We start from the raw sequence: 18842 nt of genomic DNA, 5'->3' as shown, positions 1-18842 counted from the left end.
AAGCGACTGCCCAGTGGACCCAGACGCAGCGGCGCTGCGCGCAACAAGCAGCGCTCAGACGCCTTGGCGTAGCCGCTGCTGCGAATCCCGAATCCCCACCCCCACCTTCACGACATCTCGTGACAATCCGCCCGCCGTACTTCCTCGACGAACTTGCGCATCTTGTGGCCGTCCTTGATGCCAGGCGCCAACTCCACGCCACTGGAAACATCCACGCCCCAGGGCAACGTGGCCACGATGGCGTCGAACACGTTGTCGGCGTTGATGCCACCGGCCAACAGGAACGGACGATGCAAGCCGGTGGGCAAGCGCGACCAGTCGAAGGTCTTGCCGGTGCCGCCGCCAGCGCCGGGCGCATGGCTGTCGAACAGAAAACCCGCGGTATTGGGATAGGACAGTTGCAGCGTGCGCGCGTTGGCGTCTTCGCCATTCACGCCGCTGCTGCCCATCGGCACCGCCTTGAGATACGGCAGGTTGAAGCTACGGCAGAACGCGTCGTCTTCCTCGCCATGGAACTGCAACAGGGTCGGACGCACGGTGCGCACCACTTCGCGCACTTCTTCTTTCGAATTGTTGCGAAACAATGCCACCACATCGACCATCGGCGCGGTGGCCTGGCGCATCGCGCGCGCCTCGGCCGGCGCCACGCGCCGCGGGCTGCCATGCGCAAAGATGAAACCTACCGCGTCCACACCCAGTTCGCCGGCCAGCCGGATATCGCCGGCGCGGGTCATGCCACAAAACTTGATACGGGTGCGGTACAGCGATCGATTCATTGGGTCACCTCAGCAGGCAGATGCCACTCTGCAGGATACAGAGGTCCGATAAATACCAGACCTTGTGGCGGCGCTGTCGGGCCGGCCACAGTGCGGTCGCGGCCGGCGAGCAACGTCGCGATCCAGTCGGCCGGCTGTTCGCCGGTACCGACCAAAATCAGCGAACCCACAATATTCCGCACCATGTGATGAAGGAATGCATTGGCCTGGACCTGCACCTCCACCACCTCGCCGATACGCTGCACATGGATGGCCTGCAGGTGACGGCGCGCGTGCAAGGCCTGACATTGCACGCTGCGGAACGCGCTGAAATCGTTCTCGCCCAATAACGCCTGCGCTGCGCCATGCATGGCATCGGCATCGAGCGGGCGACGCTCCCAGCTCAGGGTCTGCCGATACAGGGCCGGGCGAATCTGCCGATTGAGCAGGCGATAGCGGTAACGACGCGCGCGCGCGGAAAAGCGCGCGTGGAAGTCATCGGCGGCCGGTACGCACCAGCGCACGGCGATCGACGGCGGCAGGCGCGCAGTGGTGCCCAGCATCCAGCCACGCGGCTCGCGGCGCGCATCGCTGTCGAAATGCACCACCTGGCATTCGCCGTGCACGCCGGCATCGGTGCGGCCTGCGCAGACCACCTGCACAGGGGCATCGGCGACCGACGACAAAGCTGCCTGCAGGCTGGCCTGCACGCTCGGCCCGCCATGCTCGCCCAACTGCTGCCAGCCCTGGAACTCGCTGCCGTCGTATTCCACGCCCAGCGCGTAACGCATCGGTACCTGCCCTATGAGTGAATCGATGAAATCTGCGTCCGGTCATGCTGCCGCCATCGCCGGCGATTGCCAGCACAGCCCCGCCGCTGCAAAGAAGGTGAAGTGTACGAGCCGCATTGCCTGGTGTGTGCCGAGCCGCTGCGACGCGCGCGCGGCCGGCACGCAAGCGCGTGGTCAGTCGCCGGACGCGACGCTGCGCTCGGACCACACGGCCAACGTGGTGCCGCCGGGCTCGCGGAAATGAAACCGGCTGCCGCCCGGAAAGCCGAAGACCGGCTTGACGATCACCCCGCCTGCGCCACGCACGCGCTCGATCACCGGGGCCAACGCGTCGGCATACAGCACAACCAATGGTCCACCCTCGTCCGGCGCTGGCGCGGCTGCACGGTAGAAGCCGCCGTCCAGGCGGCCATCGTTGAAGGCCAGATAGTCCGGGCCGTAGGCCTGGAATTGCCAACCGAACACCGCTTCGAAGAACGCACGGCTGGCGTCCGGATCGATGGATGCGAACTCCACATAGTCGATCCGGCGCTCGCGTGCGTCACTTTCCAGCGCCGGGAGGCGATCGATCGCCGGGCTCATGCCAGGCGTTCCAGCAGTTCGGCGGCTTCGGCGCGGGTGGCGTCGTCGCCGGTGGCGGCAACTTCCAGCAGCAGGCCGCGCGCGGTGTCCTTGTCGCCCAGGTCCAGGTAGGCCGCTGCCAGTTCCAGGCGATCGCGCCCGGCCGAGGCGACGTCCCGGCTGCTGGCCGACGGGCTGGGCGCGGTACCCGGTGTCGCAGGCGAACGCTCGAAATCCAGGCTGTCTTGCGTGGCCACCGCGACAGGGGACACCGCAGACGGGACATCGCGGATCGTAGGCGCGACGTCTGCGTGGCTCGTCTCCACGGCCTCGGACGCCAGGTGCGGCGGAGCCTGCGCCTCGTCGACGGGCGTGGTATGCGGCGCCGGCGTTGCCGCCACCGGCGGCGTGGCACGCAGCGCACGCCAATCGTCGCTATTGACCGCCGTGGGCGCAGCAGCCGGTTCAGACGGCAGCGGCTCGCGACGCAGCACGTCCGACAACGGTTGGTGCGCGTCCTGGGCGCGCTCTTCGTCGCGCCGATCGGCCTGCTCGAATTCGGTCTCGTGCACCGCATCGCGCTCGCTGGGCTCGGCGGTTTGCGTCGCCTCTTGCGGTTCGGCGGCCTGCACCGGCGCGCCAGGCAGGACGAAGTCGAACTGCCGACGCGGCAACGGCGGCAGCGGTGAGGGCTTGCGCCGGCGCGCGGCCAGCCACGCCACAAAGGCGGCGACGATCAACACCAGCCCGCCGATCAACCACAGCGGAAAACCGCCCCCCTGTTGTGCGGCCGCAGGGGTTTCCGACAGGCGCTTCTGTGCGGCCGCCAGATCGCTGTCCTTCATGGCGATCAGCGCTTGCTGTTGCTGCTTGAGCTTTTCCAGATCCGCCACGCGGCTCCGCAGGTCCTGCAACTCCGCATCGCGGGTGGCGATGTCTTCCTTGGCCTGCTGCAACTGTTGATTGGCCGCCATCTCGCCCTCGCCTTCGGCACTGGTGCCGGACGTAACGCCGGCCTTGTTGGTCTGACTCGCCGCTGCGGGGGCGATTTCGAGCCGCGCGCCGTTGCTGGCCGCTGCGGCAGGCGTGGCGGCCGGCGGCGTTGCGGCAGCGGCAGCGCCGGCCTCGGCCGGTTGCGGCACCGCCGATCGCGCCTGCCGCCACTGGGCGGCCTGCTCGCGCACCATGACCGCCGCTTCGACCGCACCGACCTGGGCAAGCGCATCTTCCTGCGGCGTGCGCAGCACCGCGCCCTGCTTCAGGCGGTTGATGTTGCCGTTGATGAAGGCGTCCGGGTTGGTGCGCAGCAACGCCAGCATGGTCTGGTCCAGCGAATGCCCGCTGGAACGCGCCACCCCCGCGGCGATCTCCGACAAGGTCTGGCCCGCGCGCACGGCCGGCAACGCATCGCCGGCCTGCGTGGCAGCCGCAGCAGATGCACTGGCAGTTGCACGCGCGGCGGCTTCGGTCCTGGCGTTGTCTTGCGCGGCGCGGTCGGCGACCGGCGCCGGCTCGCGTGCAATCGCATTGCTGGAACCGGCACGCGGCGCTTCGATGGCCGGCTCGGCAATCGCGGCCGCGGTGTTGGGCGCATCGACCAAGGCGGAATACTCGCGCACCAGCCGGCCCTGGCCCCACTCCACTTCGATCAGGAAGTTGATCGCCGGCTGGTCCACCGCCTGGCTGCTGGTCACGCGGATCACCGCACGCCCGCGCGCGTCCTGCGCGAACTGGAACTGCAGATTGCTGACCAGCCCTTGCGGACGCTCCAGGCCGACGCGCGCAAACGTAGTGGCCGATGCCAGTGCCACACGCGCGCTGTCGAGTTCGCCCGGCTCGTTGGAGATGACCGGAATCTCGGCCACCAGCGGTTGCCCGGGCTTGGACAGCACCCGGATATCGCCCAGTCCCAACGCCATTGCAGCGCCGCTGCAGGCCATCAGCAGCAACGCACCTATGCCTTGTATCGGACGCATCGCGCCCCCGCCCCTATGTTTCATGGGCATCAATATAGCCGCTGGATGAGCGAAAAAGTCGGTACCGTGACGCAGAGCGCTGCGACGGCGACACTGCCGCAGTGCGGCATGCATGCGTGGCCAATGCAAACCGGCACGCGCTAATGGGCGATGACACTGCGCGAGGCATCGAGCGTGCAACGGCTTGTCGGCAGTTTGCGTGGTGCGAGGCGACACGCGCACGTGCGTATGTCTGCAGGCGCGCGATGGGCAGCGCGCCTGCAGGTTGAACTTTGGTTGAGAATCGAGCCGACCTTCCACGCGCCGACCTGCACCCTGCCGGAGCGCTTGCGCGCGGTGAGCCTCTTTGGAAAGCATCGTCGCGCGCCGGAACGCTCCAGCACGTGCACGGCGGTCCAGAACGCCAACAACACGTCTCGACCGGTCGTCATGCGGGTGCGGACGGCGCGCTCGGCACCGCTGTGGCCGGGTGATGCCTGCACCGGCCACGCCCGCATAGCGGCTGCGCGGTCGCTTTTATCGCGACCCTCAGCCTTCCTGTGCGACCAGTTCGGCCAACTGCACGGCGTTGAGCGCGGCGCCCTTGCGGATGTTGTCGGAGACGATCCACAGGTTCAGGCCACGCGGGTGCGAAAAGTCTTCGCGGATGCGACCGACGAACACCGCGTCCTTGCCCGAGGCGTGCGTGACCGGCGTCGGGTAGCCGCCGGGCGCGCGCTCGTCCACCACTTCCACGCCCGGCGATGCTGCCAGCAGCGCGCGCGCCGCTTCCACGGTGATCTTGTCGCGGGTTTCGATTGCCACGGCTTCGGAGTGGCCATAGAACACCGGCACGCGCACCGCGGTGGGGTTCACCTGGATGCTGTCGTCGCCGAGGATCTTGCGGGTTTCCCAGACCAGCTTCATCTCTTCCTTGGTGTAGCCGTTGTCCTGGAAGTCGTCGATGTGCGGAATCAGGTTGAAGGCGATCTGCACCGGGAACCGCTGCGGGTCGATGTCCTGGAAGCTCAGCAGCTCGCTAGTCTGCTTGCCCAGTTCTTCCATCGCCGAGCGCCCGCCGCCGGAGACCGACTGGTAGGTCGCCACATTGATGCGCTCGATGCCGTAGGTGCGGTGGATCGGGCCCAGTGCCACCAGCATCTGCATGGTCGAGCAATTGGGATTGGCGACGATGCCGCGCGGGCGCTGCTTGAGCGCTTCCGGGTTGACCTCGGAGACCACCAGCGGCACGTCGTCGTCGTAGCGGAACGCCGACGAGTTATCGATCACCACCGCGCCGGCAGCGGCGAACTTGGGGCCGTATTCCTTGGACACGCTGCCACCTGCAGAGAACAGCGCGATATCCACGCCGGCGGGCTCGAACTCGGCCAGGTCCAGCACATCGACCTTGCCGCCATTGAACTCCACCTGCCCGCCGGCCGAGCGCGCCGACGCCAGTGCGTACAGGGTGGCGACCGGGAAGTTGCGCTCGGCCAGGATGCTCAGCATGGTCTCGCCGACAGCGCCGGTGGCGCCCACGACCGCGACGTTGAAACGACGGTTTTCGTTGCTCATGAGTTTGTCTTTATCGAAAGGAGAAATGAGGAAGCACTGCGCGCTGGGTTCGGGGAACCTCCAACGCTGGCCGCGGAGGTTCCCTATCGTTTGGTCGAAATGCCGCCGGTGACGCCGGTTTTTTTCGCGTCCACGCCGGTGCCGCCACGTTTGGCAGCGGCAACTGCATCGGTATTGAGCGCGCTCGGCGGATTGCCGGCATGCGGGCCCTTGCCCAGCGCAGCGATCAGGTTGTCGACCGCCAGTTGCACCATGGCGCGGCGCGTGGCCAGGCTGGCGCTGCCGATATGCGGGGTGAGCACCACGTTATTGAGCGCCAGCAGCTCCGGCCGCACGCGCGGCTCGCCCTCGTAGACATCCAGGCCGGCGCCAGCCAAACGCCCGTTGGCCAGCGCATCGGCCAGCGCCAGCTCATCGACGATGCCGCCGCGCGCGATGTTCACCAGTGTGGCGGTGGCGCGCATCTTGCCCAGCGCCGCCGCGTCGACGATGTGGTGCGAGTCCTTGGTGTATGGCAACACCAGCACCAGATGATCGGACTGCGCCAGCAGGGTGTCGAAATCCACGTACCGTGCGCCCAGCGCCTGTTCGGTAGCGGCCGGCAACTGGCTGCGGTTGTGATACAGCACGCGCATGCCGAAGCCGTGCGCGCCGCGCCGTGCGATGCCCTGCCCGATCCGGCCCATGCCCAGGATGCCGAGCGTGCTGCCATGGATATCGGCACCGAGCATGGTCTTGAACGACCATTGCCCCCATTGCCCGTCGCGCAGCCAGCGCTCGGATTCGGTGATGCGGCGCGCGGTGGCCATCAGCAACGCAAAACCCAGGTCGGCCGTGGTTTCGGTGAGCACGTCGGGCGTGTTGCTGGCCAGGATGCCGGCCGCGCTCAGCGCATCCAGATCCAGATTGTTGTAGCCCACGCCGACATTGGCGATGGCGCGCAACTGAGGCGCCGCCGCGATTTCGGCCGCGCCGATGCGCTCGTTGAGGGTGATCAGGGCGCCGTCCAGCGGTGCCAGCTGCGCGGCCAGTTCGGCCGGCGAATACGCGCTGACGCGCTGCGTGGTGGTCAGCTCGAAATGCTCGCCCAGCTGCGCGACGACATCGTCGAACAACGGCTGGCTGACCCACACCCTGGCGCGACGGCCGTCAGACATCGACCTGTCCGGGAATGCGCGGCGACACCTCACCTACATCGCCGCACTGCGCACGGTGGCGCAGCGCCTGATCCATCAGCACCAGCGCCATCATCGCCTCGGCGATCGGGGTGGCGCGGATGCCCACGCACGGGTCGTGCCGGCCGGTGGTGATCACATCGACCACGCTGCCATCGGCATCCACCGTGGCGCCGGGCAGGCGCAGGCTGGAGGTGGGCTTGAGCACCATCGAGGCGGTGACCGCCTGGCCAGTGGAGATCCCGCCCAGGATGCCGCCGGCATGGTTGCTGAGAAAGCCTTCCGGGGTGATCAGGTCGCGGTGTTCGGTGCCCCTCTGCGCGGCGCTGGCGAAGCCGTCGCCAATCTCCACGCCCTTGACCGCATTGATGCTCATCAACGCAGCGGCAAGTTCGGCATCGAGCTTGCCGTAGATCGGCTCGCCCCAGCCTGCGGGCACGCCGCCGGCCACCACGTCCACGCGCGCACCGACCGAATCGCCGGATTTACGCAGCGCGTCCATATAGGTTTCCAGCTCCGGCACCTGCGCGGCATGCGGCCAGAAAAACGGGTTGTCTTCCACCGCATCCCAGTCGAAACCAGCGGGACGGATCTCGCCCAGCTGCGACAGGAACCCGCGCACCAGCACGCCATACCGTTGCTTGAGCCACTTCTTGGCGATCACGCCCGCGGCGACGCGCATGGTGGTTTCGCGCGCCGACGAGCGCCCGCCGCCGCGCGGATCGCGAATGCCGTACTTCTGCCAGTAGGTGTAATCCGCATGGCCCGGACGGAACTGCTGGGCGATGTTGCTGTAATCCTTGCTGCGCTGATCGGTATTGCGGATCAGCAAGCCGATCGGCGTGCCGGTGGTACGGCCTTCGTACACGCCGGACAGGATCTCGATCTCATCGGCCTCGCGGCGCGCCGAGGTGTGCCGGCTCTTGCCGCTGGCACGGCGCTGCAGATCGTGGGTGAACTCTTCCGGCGCAATCTCCAGGCCGGGAGGGCAGCCGTCGACGACGCAGCCGATCGCCGGCCCGTGCGATTCGCCAAAGGTGGTGACAGTGAACAGCTTGCCGAACGAATTGGCACTCATGCGCGCAGGCTCATCGCTGCGCGGCCAGCTCGGCGATGCGGGCGCCGTGGGCGATCAATTCGCGGCATTCCACCGCGAAGATGCCCATCTGCCCGACCTTGAACTCGACCCAGGCCAGATCCACTTCCGGCAACAGCCTGACCAGGTGCTGCTCGGATTCGCCCACCTCGCAGATCAGCAAGCCGTCTTCGCTCAGGTGCTGCGGCGCATCGCGCAGGATTTTCAGCACCAGGTCCAGGCCATCGTCGCCGGCACGCAGGCCGAGTTCGGGCTCGTAGGAATACTCCTGCGGCAGCGCGTCGGTTTCCTCGTTGGTCACGTAGGGCGGGTTGGTGACGATCAGGTCGTACTGGCGACCGCCCAGACCGCTGAACAGGTCCGACTTGAGCAAGGTGACGTTGTCGGCATGCAGGCGCGCCTTGTTTTCGGCCGCCAGCGCCAGCGCATCGTCGCTGATATCCACGCCATCCACGTCCCACTGCGGGTTGTAGTGGCCCATCGCAATGGCGATACAGCCCGAACCGGTGCACAGGTCCAGCGCTCGGGTCACTTCGCGGCCGCCCAGCCAGGGCTCGAAGCCGGCTTCGATCAGTTCGGCGATCGGCGAACGCGGCACCAGCGCACGCGCATCGCTCTTGAAACTCAGGCCGGCAAACCAGGCCTCGCCGGTCAGGTACGCCGCCGGCACGCGCTCGCTGATGCGGCGCTCGAACAGGCCGAGCACCTGCTCTTTTTCCGAGCGCAGCAGGCGCGCCTGGCCATAGGCCGGACCCAGATCGTGCGGCAGATGCAGGCTGTGCAGGACCAGTTGGGTGGCTTCGTCCAACGCATTGTCGTAGCTGTGGCCGAAGGTCAGACCGGCTGCATTGAAACGGCTGGTGCCGTAGCGGATCAGGTCGATGATGGTGTGCAGTTCGTCGGCCGCGGCGGCAGTCATGGCAACAACTAAAGAGGAATCGGCCCCCGATTATAGAGGTCGGATCGGTATCATGAGCGTCCGTTGCACTGGAAACCGCCATGTTCAATCGCAATACCGGCATCGTGCTGCTGGTGGCCCTGGCCGCTGGCCTGGGGATGTTGCTGGGCCAGAAGTTCCTTGGCGGCGCGCCCAGTTCGCCATGGCCACCCACCAGGACCATCACCTTTTATCCGCAGCCGCGCCCGCTGCCGCAATTCAGCCTGCGCCAGTCCGACGGCACCCAACTGGTGCCCGGCGAGCTCAAGGGACATTGGACGCTGGTGTTTCTGGGCTTCACGTTCTGCCCCGATGTCTGCCCCACCACCTTGACCGATCTGGCGGTGGCGCAACAGCAATGGGAAGCCATTCCCGATGGCTTGCGCCCGCGCGTGCTGTTCGTGTCGGTGGACCCGCAGCGCGATCCGCCTGCGCGCCTGGGCGAGTACGCGCATGCCTTCCACAAGGACACCCTGGCCGCCACTGCCGACGTGCCGGCGCTGGAGCGCTTCGCCACCGCGCTGGGCTTCGTGTTCCAAAAGGTCCCTGGCAAGGGCTATGCGCAAAATCCCAACGACTACAGCATGGACCACTCGGCCGGCATCGCCGTGCTCGATCCGCAGGGCCGCCTGGCCGGCCTGATCCGCCCCCCGCTCGACCCGAAGGCGATTGCCGCCGACCTCCAACAGCTGACCAAGGTAACCGCTCCGTGAGTCTTGTCACTTCCCTGACCTACGTGCTGCCGCACCGGCTGCTGTCGTCGCTGGCACGCGCGCTGGCCTATTCGCAGACACCGTCCACCAAGCAGTGGTTGATCGACACGGTGACGCGCAAGTTCGGTGTGGATCTGAGTGAAGCGCAGGAGCCGGATCCGCACGCCTACCCCACCTTCAACGCGTTTTTTACCCGCGCCTTGAAGCCCGGCGCGCGCGTGCCGGATGCCGACCCTTCGGCAGTGCTGATGCCGGCCGACGGCCGCATCAGCCAGCTCGGCCCGGTCGAGAACGGCCGCATTTTCCAGGCCAAGGGGCAGTCGTTCACTGCTGCAGAATTGCTCGGCGACGAAGCCGCGGCAGCGCCATTCAACGACGGCGTGTTCGCCACCGTGTATCTGTCGCCCAAGGACTACCACCGCGTGCATATGCCGTGGACCGGCACCCTGCGCGAAACCGTGCACGTGCCCGGCCGGCTGTTCAGTGTGGGCCCGGATGCAGTGCGCAAGGTGCCGCGCCTGTTCGCGCGCAACGAGCGGCTGGTGTGTCACTTCGACACCGAGTTCGGCCCGATGGCTTCGGTGATGGTTGGCGCGTTATTGGTCTCGGGCGTGGAGACGGTCTGGAGCGGCGTGGAGATTCCGCGCTATGGCGACCGCATCACGCGCAAGGACTATCGCGGCAAGGGCGTCGTGCTGGAGAAGTTCGCGGAGATGGCGCGCTTCAACTACGGCTCGACCGTGATCGTGTTGCTGCCGCCGGGTGTGGCCACGCTCGATGGCGGACTTGCGGCCGAAACATCGGTTCGTCTTGGCCAGGCACTCGCCCGTCGTCAGTGAATTGCAACGACGCCTCGTAGGAGCGGACCTGGCACGGCCAGGCATTCCCGACGATGCGCCGCCCTACGCGCACGCCATCTTGCTCAGCTTCAGATGAAGAACATCCGGCATAAAACGGGCTATTTGCACGGCTTCGTCGCGGCCGGGTCCGCTCCTACCGCAACCGGGCTTGTCGTGCGCTCGCCACCATCGTAGGAGCGGACCTGGCCGCGACGAAGCATTCCCGACAACGCGTCGCGCACCCGCGCGCCGTTTGCCAAACCTTCGACTGCAAACACGCTGCCCGTGCCGGGCTAGCAAAAACGGCGTTCGCGCGGCTGGCCTGCCCCACGCCAGGGTTCAGGCCGATGCGCACCGCCGTCTAGAGGGTGCGGCGATCAGCACGGCACCGCCAGCGCACGGTTCAGCGATCGCAACCCGCCAGTTTGATGCTCTGACCCGGCTTGAGCGCATATGACGGCGCCTTCAAGTTGTTGGCCTTGGCCAGCTCCTTGATCTCGCATTGGTATTTCTGCGCAACGCGACCGAGCGTGTCGCCCCGGGCGATGGTGTAGCTGCGCACCTGCTTGGCCTTGGGCTTGGCAACTGCCGGCTGACCGGTGGCGACGGTGGTCGGGACGCCCGCCATCTGGCTAACATCGCCTACCGCCACGCTTGGCACGTACTCGGGCGCGCTGCTGCTGCGCACGATCGCGCTGTTGAGATCGGCAGTGATCAGGGTGCGCGCCAGATCCGCACGCGGGCCATTGACGCAGTAACGGGTGTAGAGGTTGACGATGCGGTTGGTGGCATTGATGACCGTGCCGGCCGGAATCCAGCCATCGGATTCGTAACGCGGGTTGAGATTGCGCAGCGCACGCATGTAGCCGTCGCGTGTACCCATGCTGCCCAGGCAGATGGTGAGTTCGTAGATGGTGGTCGACTTGGCCAGCTTGAGCGTGGCCGGCTGCGCATCGAGCTTGGGGAAGTCCACCCCATACTGGCGCGGGTGCAGGAAGATCCACGCCGCCGCGATCACCATCGGCACGTAGTCCTTGGTTTCGGCCGGGAACTGGTTGTAGACGTCCTGATCCCAGAAGCCGCGCCCGCCGCTCTGCGAAAACACGCGCGCGGCACGGCCTTCGCCACCGTTGTAGGCGGCCAGCGCCAGTTCGATGCTGCGGTTAAGCCCGGCCATGCGCTCGTTGAGGTAGGCGGCGCTGGCTTCGGCGGCGCTGCGTGCATCGAAGCGCGTATCGAAGCCGGTGCCGTCCGGGCCCAGCCCGAAGCGACGTCCGGTGGCGGGCATGAACTGCATCAACCCGGCTGCACCAGCGCGCGAGCTGGCGTGCACCTTGCCGTTGGATTCCTTGGCCATGATGCCGAACAGCAACGCTTCGGGAAGGCCGCGCTTCTGCCATTCCGGCCACATCACGCCGCGCAGGTTGCTGTAGTTCTCGTAGCTGGTCAGCAGCGCCGGGCGCATATCGGTGAGCCAACGCCGGATACCGGCCTGCACGGCCGGGTTGTACTGCACCATCTTGTCGAAGTCGTGGCGCTGGTCGTTGAGCAGCGTGGCGGCACGCGCGGCCTCGGGCACGCCGTTCGACGCCGGGCCGAGATGGTCCGGGTCGGCTTGCAACAGGGTGTCGTCGTCTTCCGGATCTTCGGCGGCCGGCGCCTCGGCATCGGCGCGCGCCTTGAGCAGTCGCTTGTAGGTGGCCAACTGATTGGACACCAGGCAACCACGCTGCTTGATGCAGGCGTCGATGATGTCTTCCATGTCCTCCAGCGCGGCATCGCCTTCGGCAGTGCCCTTGGGGTCGGAGTTGTTCACCAGCACCAGCGCATCGCGATAGCGCTTTTCGGCGGCGGCCATGCGCGCATCGAGCGCGGCGGCCTTCTCCGTGTCGCGTTTGGAGATGGCGTGGGCGGCGGGGACGACAGACATCAGCGCCACCACGGCCAGGACAGGCCATGGGCGCAAACCAAAATGAGCGAGCGGCATCGTAGGCAGTACAGCGGAAAGGCAGGCAGGGTAGCTGCCGGGGCAACATCGGGGCAAGGCAGCGGGGCCGCCGGGGTCAGTGGGCCGTTAGCTTGGTGGGCGCGATCGATGCAGGCGACACCTGCAAACCGGCTCATCGCCGCGATGATTTGAGTGAGCCTGCGGCGCAGCGTGGCGTGTGCGTGGTCGCCCGTTCGACCCAGCCTGCCTGCCAGAATCCGCTGAGTTGACGGATGGCGTTGCCCGCCGGGATTGCCCGCTAGAATCGACCCTTTCCCACCGGATCAGCGCAATGGCCTCGTTCCTGCTCGGCAAAGGCGTCACCGACGACATCCCGGTTGTGCTGGAAGCCCGCTTCGGCAATCGCCACGGGCTGGTGGCCGGCGCCACCGGCACCGGCAAGACCGTGACCCTGATGACCCTGGCCGAAGGCTTCTCGCAGCTGGGCGTTCCGGTGTTCCTGGCCGATGTAAAAGGCGATGTCGCCGGCCTGGCCGTGGCCGGCGACGGGGCACCCGGCGTGCTGCAGCGCGCCAACGATACGGGCATGACCGACTACGCCCCAGCGGCTAACCCGGTGGTGTTCTGGGACCTGTATGGCCAGCTCGGGCATCCGGTACGTACCACCGTCAGCGAGATGGGCCCCACCCTGCTCGCCAGGATTCTGGAGCTCAACGACACCCAGTCCAGCGTACTCGACATCGTGTTCAAGCTGGCCGACGACCGCGGCTTGCTGTTGCTGGACCTGGACGACCTGCGTGCACTGCTCGCGCTGGTGGTCCAAGAGCGCAAGGAGCTCTCCACCAGTTACGGGCTGGTGTCCAGCCAATCGGTGGCCGCCATCCAGCGCGCCTTGCTGCGCCTGTCGCAGGACGGCGGCGAACAGTTCTTCGGTGAACCCGCGCTGGAGCTGGCCGAACTGATGCGCGTCGCACCGGATGGCCGTGGCGTGATCGGCATCCTGGCTGCCAACCAATTGGTGCTCAAGCCGAAGCTGTATTCCACCTTCCTGCTGTGGCTGCTGTCGGAACTGTTCGAGCGCTTGCCCGAAGTGGGCGACCTGGAACAACCCACACTGGTGTTCGTCTTCGACGAGGCGCACCTGCTGTTCGACGATGCGCCGGCGGCGCTGGTGCAGCGCATCGAACAAGTGGTGCGCCTGATCCGTTCCAAGGGCGTGGGCGTGTATTTCTGCTCGCAGTTTCCCGATGACATTCCCGACAATATCCTCGGCCAGCTCGGCAATCGCGTGCAGCACGCCTTGCGCGCCTACACGCCGCGCGACCAGAAGGCGGTGAAGACCGCCGCGCAGACCTTCGTCGGCAATCCCAAGCTCGACGTCGCCACCGCCATCTCCAGCCTGGGTACCGGCGAGGCGCTGGTGTCGCCGCTGCAGGGCAAGGGCGTACCGGCGCCGGTGCAGCAGACATTGATCGCCCCGCCGCGTTGCCGCATGGGCGCCATCAGCGAGACCGAACGCGCGCAGGTGCGCGCCACCAGCCCGGTCGGCACCCGCTACGACACCGCGATCAATCGCCAATCGGCTGCCGAATTGCTGGCGCGCCGTGTCGAACAGGTGGCCGAACACAACGCAGCCCCACCCGCCCGCACTCGCGCAGACGACGACGCGCACGACAGCGGCTTCGGTCAGGCGGTCAAGGACGCGGTCTTCGGCACCAGCCGCCGCCAGGGCATGCTCGAAGCGATGGCCAAGCAGACCTCACGCACGGTGGGCAACAAGATCGGGCAGCAGATCGTGCGCGGCATCTTCGGCAGCATTTTTGGTGGGAAGCGTTGATCGGCTTGATCATCGCCGCCGACACGGCTCGATGACGCCGTCGCCCTGAAGGGCTACCGGGTGCTGGCGTGGACGGACTCCAACACACCATGCAACTTGGCGTACTGCAACAGCATGATGGTCTTGGCATCTGCGATCTCACCTGAATCGATCATCGCCAATGCTGCATCCAGGGACAGCTCCAGCACTTCGATCTCTTCGCCGTCTTCTTCGAGTCCACCGCCATCACCAACCTTGTCGTCGTCGACGTATTCGCCGACGAAGAAGTACAGGCGTTCGGTGACCGAGCCAGGGCTCATGAAGGCCTCGAACACCTTGCGCACGTTGTCGATCCGGTAGCCGGTTTCCTCTTCGGTTTCCTTGCGGATGCAGGTCAGCGCATCGTCCTGGTCGAGCAGGCCTGCGCAAGCTTCGATCAACATGCCATCCGGGTTGCCATTGAGCAGCGTCGGCAGGCGGAACTGGCGGGTGAGCATCACCGTCTGCCTGGCGCGGCTATACAGCAAAATGGTGGCGCCATTGCCACGGTCGTAGGCCTCGCGCGACAAGGACTGCCAGCGGCCGTCCTTGCGCTGGAAATCGAACGTCACCTTGCGTAGCACATACCAGTTGTCCGAGAGCACATCGATGCTGCGAATGCGGACCTGCGGGTTGCCGGTGGCAGAGGGAATCAAGCGACACTCCTTGTGATGCGAGCGATGGCGGTGCCATGGTTGCGGCGCGCGCGGTCGCTCGTAGGACCGCGAGCGTGCGGCGGGCCACCATTTTACCCGTCGCTCCGCTGGAACCTCAGACAGTCTCGCACGCAACGCATCGACGGTCTGCCGATGCGCTCGCGGTACTGTCGGACACAGCATGCTCCGATGCAATGCCGGCACTGATGCATGGCCTGGCCAGCACTATCCAGACCATACCCGCGACATGTCGCCGGTCGCTGGCGATCCTGGTTCGTCGGCTTGCCTTGCCTCAATTGCATGGGGGCGCACCTCACCGCACAATCCGCTCACATCACACGCCTGGGGAGCGTCATGGAAGACCGTTTTCGCGCACGCACGGTGGCCGCGCAGGCTGCGCCTGCACCGTTCTGGACCCGCATTCCCGCCATCGCCACCTACCCGCTGCGTGGCTCGGCGCTGTATGCGCTGATCGCATTGACGCTGTGCGGCGCATTGCTGGTGCTGCCGGGCATCCTGAAACTGGTGATTGCCGGTGTGCTGGGCATGGCGACCTACACCTATGCCTTCGACATTCTGCGCCACACCGCCGATGGCCAGACCGACGCGCCGCGCCTGGGCTATAACAGCTTCGACAGCGCGGTACTGCGCCTGATCCTGCTGGCCATCGCGCTGGGCATCGTGATCGGCGCGGGGGCCGTGATCGCCGGCCCGTTCGGGCTGACCATCGCCTATCTGGGCACCATGTTGCTGCTGCCGGGCATGCTGATCTCGTTGGCCATCGACGGCAGCCTGCGCCGGGCGCTCAATCCCGCCGTCTCGATCGACATGGCGCTGCGGATCGGCTGGCCATATCTGGCCGCCTACGGCCTGCTCTACGTGATCCAGGGCAGCGGTACGGCAGCGGTCTTTTTCGCTACCAGATACCTACCCCCGCTCGTGCGCGAAGCCACGGTCATGGCGACCTCGATCTGGACGCTATTCGCCAGCTTTCACCTGCTGGGGTATCTGGTGTACCAGTACCACGAGGAGCTCGGCTACGTGCCCAGCAGCGGGGCCGCGCACGAACGCCGCGACCCGGATCAGCGCCTGCTCGACGAAGCGGAACAGTATGTGCGCGACGGGCATTCCGACGAAGCCTTTCAGGCCTTGCGTGGCGCGGTGCGCTCGCGCGCGGTGAGCCTGGCGGTGCACGAGCTGTATCAGCGCCTGCTGCGCCAACACCATCGCAACGACGAGCTACGCGAACACACCCGCCAATACATCAATCGCCTGTTGCAGGAAAAGCAGGAACGGCGCGCGCTCGCGCTGCAGCGCGAAGCGCTGGACATCGACGCCACGTTTACGCCGCTGACGCCCGAGCAGGCCAACCTGCTGGCCGAGCGCGCAAAGATGGCCGGGCAGTTCCAACTTGTCACCGATGGCCTGCTGGCCGCCATCGCTGCATGGCCGCGCGACCCGATGCTGCCCGCCTGGTCGCTGGACGCCGGCGTGCTGCTGGCCGAGCGCTTCGGTCGCGACGATCAAGCGCGCGCCGTATTGCAGGACGCCATGGATCGCTGCGACGACGAAGCACTGCGCGCGAAGCTGGATGCAGCACTGAAAGCGGTGACGATTCAGCCGGCGTGATCGGCTGAAGACCCCTTCTGCAGGATCCAGGCGGACAGATCCCATCAAGCGCAGAACCATGCATGCCAGCCACCTCGACTGGCCTTTGCCCGCCCAGCGTCGCGCGAGTCAGAGAGCACGCCTCGAGCAGAAGCCGCTCACCCGTTCTCAAGCAAAAAGCGCGCCTTGTTCGCCTGTCCCTGCTCGGGAAACTGATCCAGCACTTGTCGCAACAAGCGCGTACGTTGCGCACCGTCTTGCAGTTCACCGTGACGCAAGGCAAGCACGAACCACTGTTGGGCCAATTCGTCGCGAGGCGTACTCAGTTCGCTTTCTTTCAATAGACGCTCGGCATCGGCCAACAGGCCGTTACGCATGCACGCAGCGATCAGCGCCCTGCGCGCCGTCAGACTGCAGGCAGTCTTGGCCTTGCTGAGTTCGGCGGCGACTGCCAGCTGGATGCGTGTCTGTTCGGCGCTATGGGCCTGCAGGGCCAGCAGCGTCTCGGCATGGCGCAGGCTGTCCTGGCTGCGACCTGCATGACGCGCCGCGCGATAGCGCGCAAGCGCAACCTCTAGATTGTGCGGCTGCTCGCGCGTCAACTCCGCCAGCAAATGTTCGGCCTCGGCGTTTTCCATCCGGCCCAGATGGCGCTGCGCACGCTCCCAGCGATCGTCCACCGCAACCGTGTCGCCCTCCTCCATAAACGCCGGCCGGGTTTGCCGCAATACCACCAGCAAGGCGCCCAGCAACGCACCGCTCAGCAGTCCCCCCGCATGCGCTTCGAAGGCGACTGCACCGTCGTCGCTGGATGCCAGGCTGTACAACTCCCAGCCCAGCCACAGCGGCAATAGCAGGATCGCTGGGCCACGCGCGTAATTGAAGACCACGAAGAACCAATAGAAAAAGCGCACCCTGCGCCTGCCCCATACCATGCAGAACGCGCCCATCAAGGCGGCGATGGCGCCGGACGCACCCAAGCCGCCGCCAGGCTCGCCCCAACGCCACCACAAGCTGGCCAGGCTGGCGCCGAATCCGCCGAGCAGATACAGCGCCAGGAACCAGCCGCTGCCGATTGCGCCTTCCAGCAAGGTACCCAGGGCAAGCAGAAACAGCATGTTGCCCAGCAAATGATCGAAGCTGCCGTGCAGGAACGTGGCGGTCAGCATGCGCGCTGGCGACCATTCGGAACTGCGCTGCACATGGCGCAGCGTAAATATCCTGGACAGCCGCGTGTCGTAAGGCGCACGCAATGCGCGCCATTCGCGCAGACGCGCGTCGTCGTTGAACAGTGTGCCGCTGCGCAGTGCGTGTTCGAAGGCGACATCGTGCATCGTCAGGTGCGCCAGATACGCGATGCGTTGCGGTTCAGGCACGCTGCCCAGCTTTGCCTGGCGCGCCGCGCGCAGCTTGGCGTCGGCGGTCTGCTGCAGGTAACGGGTATGTGCATCGGCCTCCAGCGCGCCCAAGCCGGAGTGCACGTAATAGTGCACGGCGCTCTCGACCAGGCCGTCGTCCTTGCGCTGGTAGCCCATGTAGACCGCCACATTGATCAGCACCAGCAGCAGCGTCACCCAGGGGATGTTCTGGCGCGACCAGGGTTTGTGCAGCGGCATGATCAGCATGACAACGTCCGTGTCCGAGAATGGCGCAAAGCTTCGCTGTGCGGCGGAAGATGCGCAAGCACGTCATGCGCGCTAGCATCGCGGGCCCGCCGTTCTAACCTGCCTGCCCCATGAGCCGCTGGCGCCCACCTGCCGAAAAAAGCACTGCGCTGATCACGCCCGAAGGCCACGCCCGCCTCAAGGCCGAGCTGGACGACTTGTGGCGCGTGCGCCGCCCCGAGGTGGTACGGGCCCTGGCGGCAGCGGCCGCCGAAGGCGATCGCTCGGAAAATGCCGAATACACCTATCGCAAGAAGCAGCTCGGTGAAATCGATCGGCGTGTGCGCTATCTGAGCAAGCGACTGGAAGCGTTGCGCGTGGTGGATACCGCACCTACCGACGCGAACGCAGTGTTCTTCGGCGCACAGGTGGAGCTGGAAGACGCCGGCAGTGGCGAGCTGCTGCGCTACCGCATCGTCGGCCCGGACGAAACCGATGCCGGACGCGGCTGGATCAGCATCGACTCCCCCCTGGCGCGCGCCCTGCTGAAAAAGCGCGTGGACGACGAATTCGACGCACACTTGCCGGCCGGCAAGCACACATTCGTCGTGGTGTCGGTGGATTACGCCTCGCTGTAGGGGATACCCAAGGCGCGGATCGATCCTGGCGCCGTGCATCAGCAACGACAGTGATCGACACCCGGAGAACCGAACACCCATTGCCCCAGGACTGCATCGTGGCCTGCTGATACGCACACACGCCGGCTACCCTCAT

The 18842-nt window shown here is 66.4% G+C and carries 16 protein-coding genes and 1 other RNA gene; 5 read left to right on the top strand and 12 right to left on the bottom strand.

All coding sequences use genetic code 11. From position 1 onward, the window contains the following. Positions 1-107: 107 nt before the first annotated feature. From EO156_RS20150 to prmB, 9 genes are all read right to left on the bottom strand, one after another. Entirely contained in the window at positions 108-776 is a 669-nt protein-coding gene (locus EO156_RS20150) for a phosphoribosylanthranilate isomerase (RefSeq protein ID WP_003485511.1), read from the bottom strand. Further along, entirely contained in the window at positions 773-1546 is a 774-nt protein-coding gene (truA, locus tag EO156_RS20145; RefSeq protein WP_003485510.1) for a tRNA pseudouridine(38-40) synthase TruA, read from the bottom strand. The genes EO156_RS20150 and truA overlap by 4 nt, the downstream gene beginning before the upstream one ends. A 174-nt stretch (positions 1547-1720) precedes the next feature. Then, complete coding sequence (locus EO156_RS20140) at positions 1721-2128, bottom strand: VOC family protein (RefSeq protein ID WP_016849570.1); 408 nt, start codon at positions 2126-2128, stop codon at positions 1721-1723. Beyond that, positions 2125-4056 carry a FimV/HubP family polar landmark protein gene (locus EO156_RS20135; protein ID WP_029829196.1) on the bottom strand — a complete coding sequence of 644 codons (1932 nt, stop codon included), beginning with the start codon at positions 4054-4056 and terminating at the stop codon, positions 2125-2127. Before EO156_RS20135 ends, EO156_RS20140 begins: the two co-directional genes overlap by 4 nt. A gap of 428 nt (positions 4057-4484) precedes the next feature. Continuing rightward, positions 4485-4561: non-coding RNA, sX9 sRNA (locus tag EO156_RS20130), on the bottom strand. Positions 4562-4611: 50 nt separating this feature from the next. Next, on the bottom strand, positions 4612-5637 hold the full coding sequence (locus tag EO156_RS20125; RefSeq protein ID WP_016848677.1) for an aspartate-semialdehyde dehydrogenase: 1026 nt from the start codon (positions 5635-5637) through the stop codon (positions 4612-4614). Positions 5638-5720: 83 nt separating this feature from the next. Further along, on the bottom strand, positions 5721-6794 hold the full coding sequence (locus EO156_RS20120) for a D-glycerate dehydrogenase (RefSeq protein ID WP_016848676.1): 1074 nt from the start codon (positions 6792-6794) through the stop codon (positions 5721-5723). Beyond that, complete coding sequence (aroC, locus tag EO156_RS20115; protein ID WP_011051786.1) at positions 6787-7890, bottom strand: chorismate synthase; 1104 nt, start codon at positions 7888-7890, stop codon at positions 6787-6789. The genes EO156_RS20120 and aroC overlap by 8 nt, the downstream gene beginning before the upstream one ends. Positions 7891-7900: 10 nt before the next feature. Next, a complete protein-coding gene (gene prmB, locus EO156_RS20110; protein ID WP_005920215.1) occupies positions 7901-8827 on the bottom strand; it encodes a 50S ribosomal protein L3 N(5)-glutamine methyltransferase in 927 nt (308 codons plus the stop codon). Positions 8828-8907: 80 nt separating this feature from the next. Here prmB and EO156_RS20105 point away from each other — a divergent pair, with 80 nt between their 5' ends. Together EO156_RS20105 and asd are read left to right on the top strand one after the other, a co-directional pair. Further along, positions 8908-9558 carry an SCO family protein gene (locus tag EO156_RS20105; RefSeq protein ID WP_005914307.1) on the top strand — a complete coding sequence of 217 codons (651 nt, stop codon included), beginning with the start codon at positions 8908-8910 and terminating at the stop codon, positions 9556-9558. Continuing rightward, positions 9555-10397, top strand: a complete 843-nt coding sequence (asd, locus tag EO156_RS20100; RefSeq protein WP_011051788.1) for an archaetidylserine decarboxylase — start codon at positions 9555-9557, stop codon at positions 10395-10397. Before EO156_RS20105 ends, asd begins: the two co-directional genes overlap by 4 nt. A 403-nt stretch (positions 10398-10800) precedes the next feature. Here the strand turns inward: asd and EO156_RS20095 are convergent, their stop codons facing one another. Beyond that, positions 10801-12384, bottom strand: a complete 1584-nt coding sequence (locus tag EO156_RS20095) for a transglycosylase SLT domain-containing protein (RefSeq protein WP_016848675.1) — start codon at positions 12382-12384, stop codon at positions 10801-10803. A 292-nt stretch (positions 12385-12676) separates the two neighbouring features. Here EO156_RS20095 and EO156_RS20085 point away from each other — a divergent pair, with 292 nt between their 5' ends. Further along, a complete protein-coding gene (locus EO156_RS20085) occupies positions 12677-14182 on the top strand; it encodes a helicase HerA-like domain-containing protein (protein WP_016848674.1) in 1506 nt (501 codons plus the stop codon). Between the two features lie 53 nt (positions 14183-14235). Here the strand turns inward: EO156_RS20085 and nudK are convergent, their stop codons facing one another. Beyond that, positions 14236-14856: a GDP-mannose pyrophosphatase NudK gene (gene nudK, locus EO156_RS20080; RefSeq protein ID WP_016848673.1), complete on the bottom strand. Its 621-nt coding sequence runs from the start codon at positions 14854-14856 to the stop codon at positions 14236-14238. Positions 14857-15210: 354 nt separating this feature from the next. On the opposite strand from nudK, the gene EO156_RS20075 reads away from it, so the two are divergent. Further along, positions 15211-16485, top strand: coding sequence for a DUF4013 domain-containing protein (locus tag EO156_RS20075; protein ID WP_016848672.1), 1275 nt, complete (start codon positions 15211-15213; stop codon positions 16483-16485). A gap of 137 nt (positions 16486-16622) precedes the next feature. Here the strand turns inward: EO156_RS20075 and EO156_RS20065 are convergent, their stop codons facing one another. Beyond that, a complete protein-coding gene (locus EO156_RS20065) occupies positions 16623-18089 on the bottom strand; it encodes a rhomboid family intramembrane serine protease (protein ID WP_016848671.1) in 1467 nt (488 codons plus the stop codon). A gap of 110 nt (positions 18090-18199) precedes the next feature. Here EO156_RS20065 and greB point away from each other — a divergent pair, with 110 nt between their 5' ends. Continuing rightward, positions 18200-18706 carry a transcription elongation factor GreB gene (gene greB, locus EO156_RS20060; protein ID WP_003485476.1) on the top strand — a complete coding sequence of 169 codons (507 nt, stop codon included), beginning with the start codon at positions 18200-18202 and terminating at the stop codon, positions 18704-18706. The last annotated feature ends 136 nt before the right edge of the window (positions 18707-18842 follow it).

The organism is Xanthomonas sp. DAR33341, assembly GCF_003992815.1.
GTDB classification, from domain to species: domain Bacteria; phylum Pseudomonadota; class Gammaproteobacteria; order Xanthomonadales; family Xanthomonadaceae; genus Xanthomonas; species Xanthomonas cissicola.
Note: the sequence above shows the minus strand (reverse complement) of the source record. Positions and strands in the feature narration are given on the sequence as shown.

What these genes read in the sequence shown, in the direction of transcription:
- EO156_RS20150 (WP_003485511.1), bottom strand. Translation starts at nt 776, where the DNA reads ATGAATCGATCGCTGTACCGCACCCGTATCAAGTTTTGTGGCATGACC.
- truA (WP_003485510.1), bottom strand. Translation starts at nt 1,546, where the DNA reads ATGCGTTACGCGCTGGGCGTGGAATACGACGGCAGCGAGTTCCAGGGC.
- EO156_RS20140 (WP_016849570.1), bottom strand. Translation starts at nt 2,128, where the DNA reads ATGAGCCCGGCGATCGATCGCCTCCCGGCGCTGGAAAGTGACGCACGC.
- EO156_RS20125 (WP_016848677.1), bottom strand. Translation starts at nt 5,637, where the DNA reads ATGAGCAACGAAAACCGTCGTTTCAACGTCGCGGTCGTGGGCGCCACC.
- EO156_RS20120 (WP_016848676.1), bottom strand. Translation starts at nt 6,794, where the DNA reads ATGTCTGACGGCCGTCGCGCCAGGGTGTGGGTCAGCCAGCCGTTGTTC.
- aroC (WP_011051786.1), bottom strand. Translation starts at nt 7,890, where the DNA reads ATGAGTGCCAATTCGTTCGGCAAGCTGTTCACTGTCACCACCTTTGGC.
- prmB (WP_005920215.1), bottom strand. Translation starts at nt 8,827, where the DNA reads ATGACTGCCGCCGCGGCCGACGAACTGCACACCATCATCGACCTGATC.
- EO156_RS20105 (WP_005914307.1), top strand. Translation starts at nt 8,908, where the DNA reads ATGTTCAATCGCAATACCGGCATCGTGCTGCTGGTGGCCCTGGCCGCT.
- EO156_RS20095 (WP_016848675.1), bottom strand. Translation starts at nt 12,384, where the DNA reads ATGCCGCTCGCTCATTTTGGTTTGCGCCCATGGCCTGTCCTGGCCGTG.
- EO156_RS20085 (WP_016848674.1), top strand. Translation starts at nt 12,677, where the DNA reads ATGGCCTCGTTCCTGCTCGGCAAAGGCGTCACCGACGACATCCCGGTT.
- EO156_RS20075 (WP_016848672.1), top strand. Translation starts at nt 15,211, where the DNA reads ATGGAAGACCGTTTTCGCGCACGCACGGTGGCCGCGCAGGCTGCGCCT.
- EO156_RS20065 (WP_016848671.1), bottom strand. Translation starts at nt 18,089, where the DNA reads ATGCTGATCATGCCGCTGCACAAACCCTGGTCGCGCCAGAACATCCCC.
- greB (WP_003485476.1), top strand. Translation starts at nt 18,200, where the DNA reads ATGAGCCGCTGGCGCCCACCTGCCGAAAAAAGCACTGCGCTGATCACG.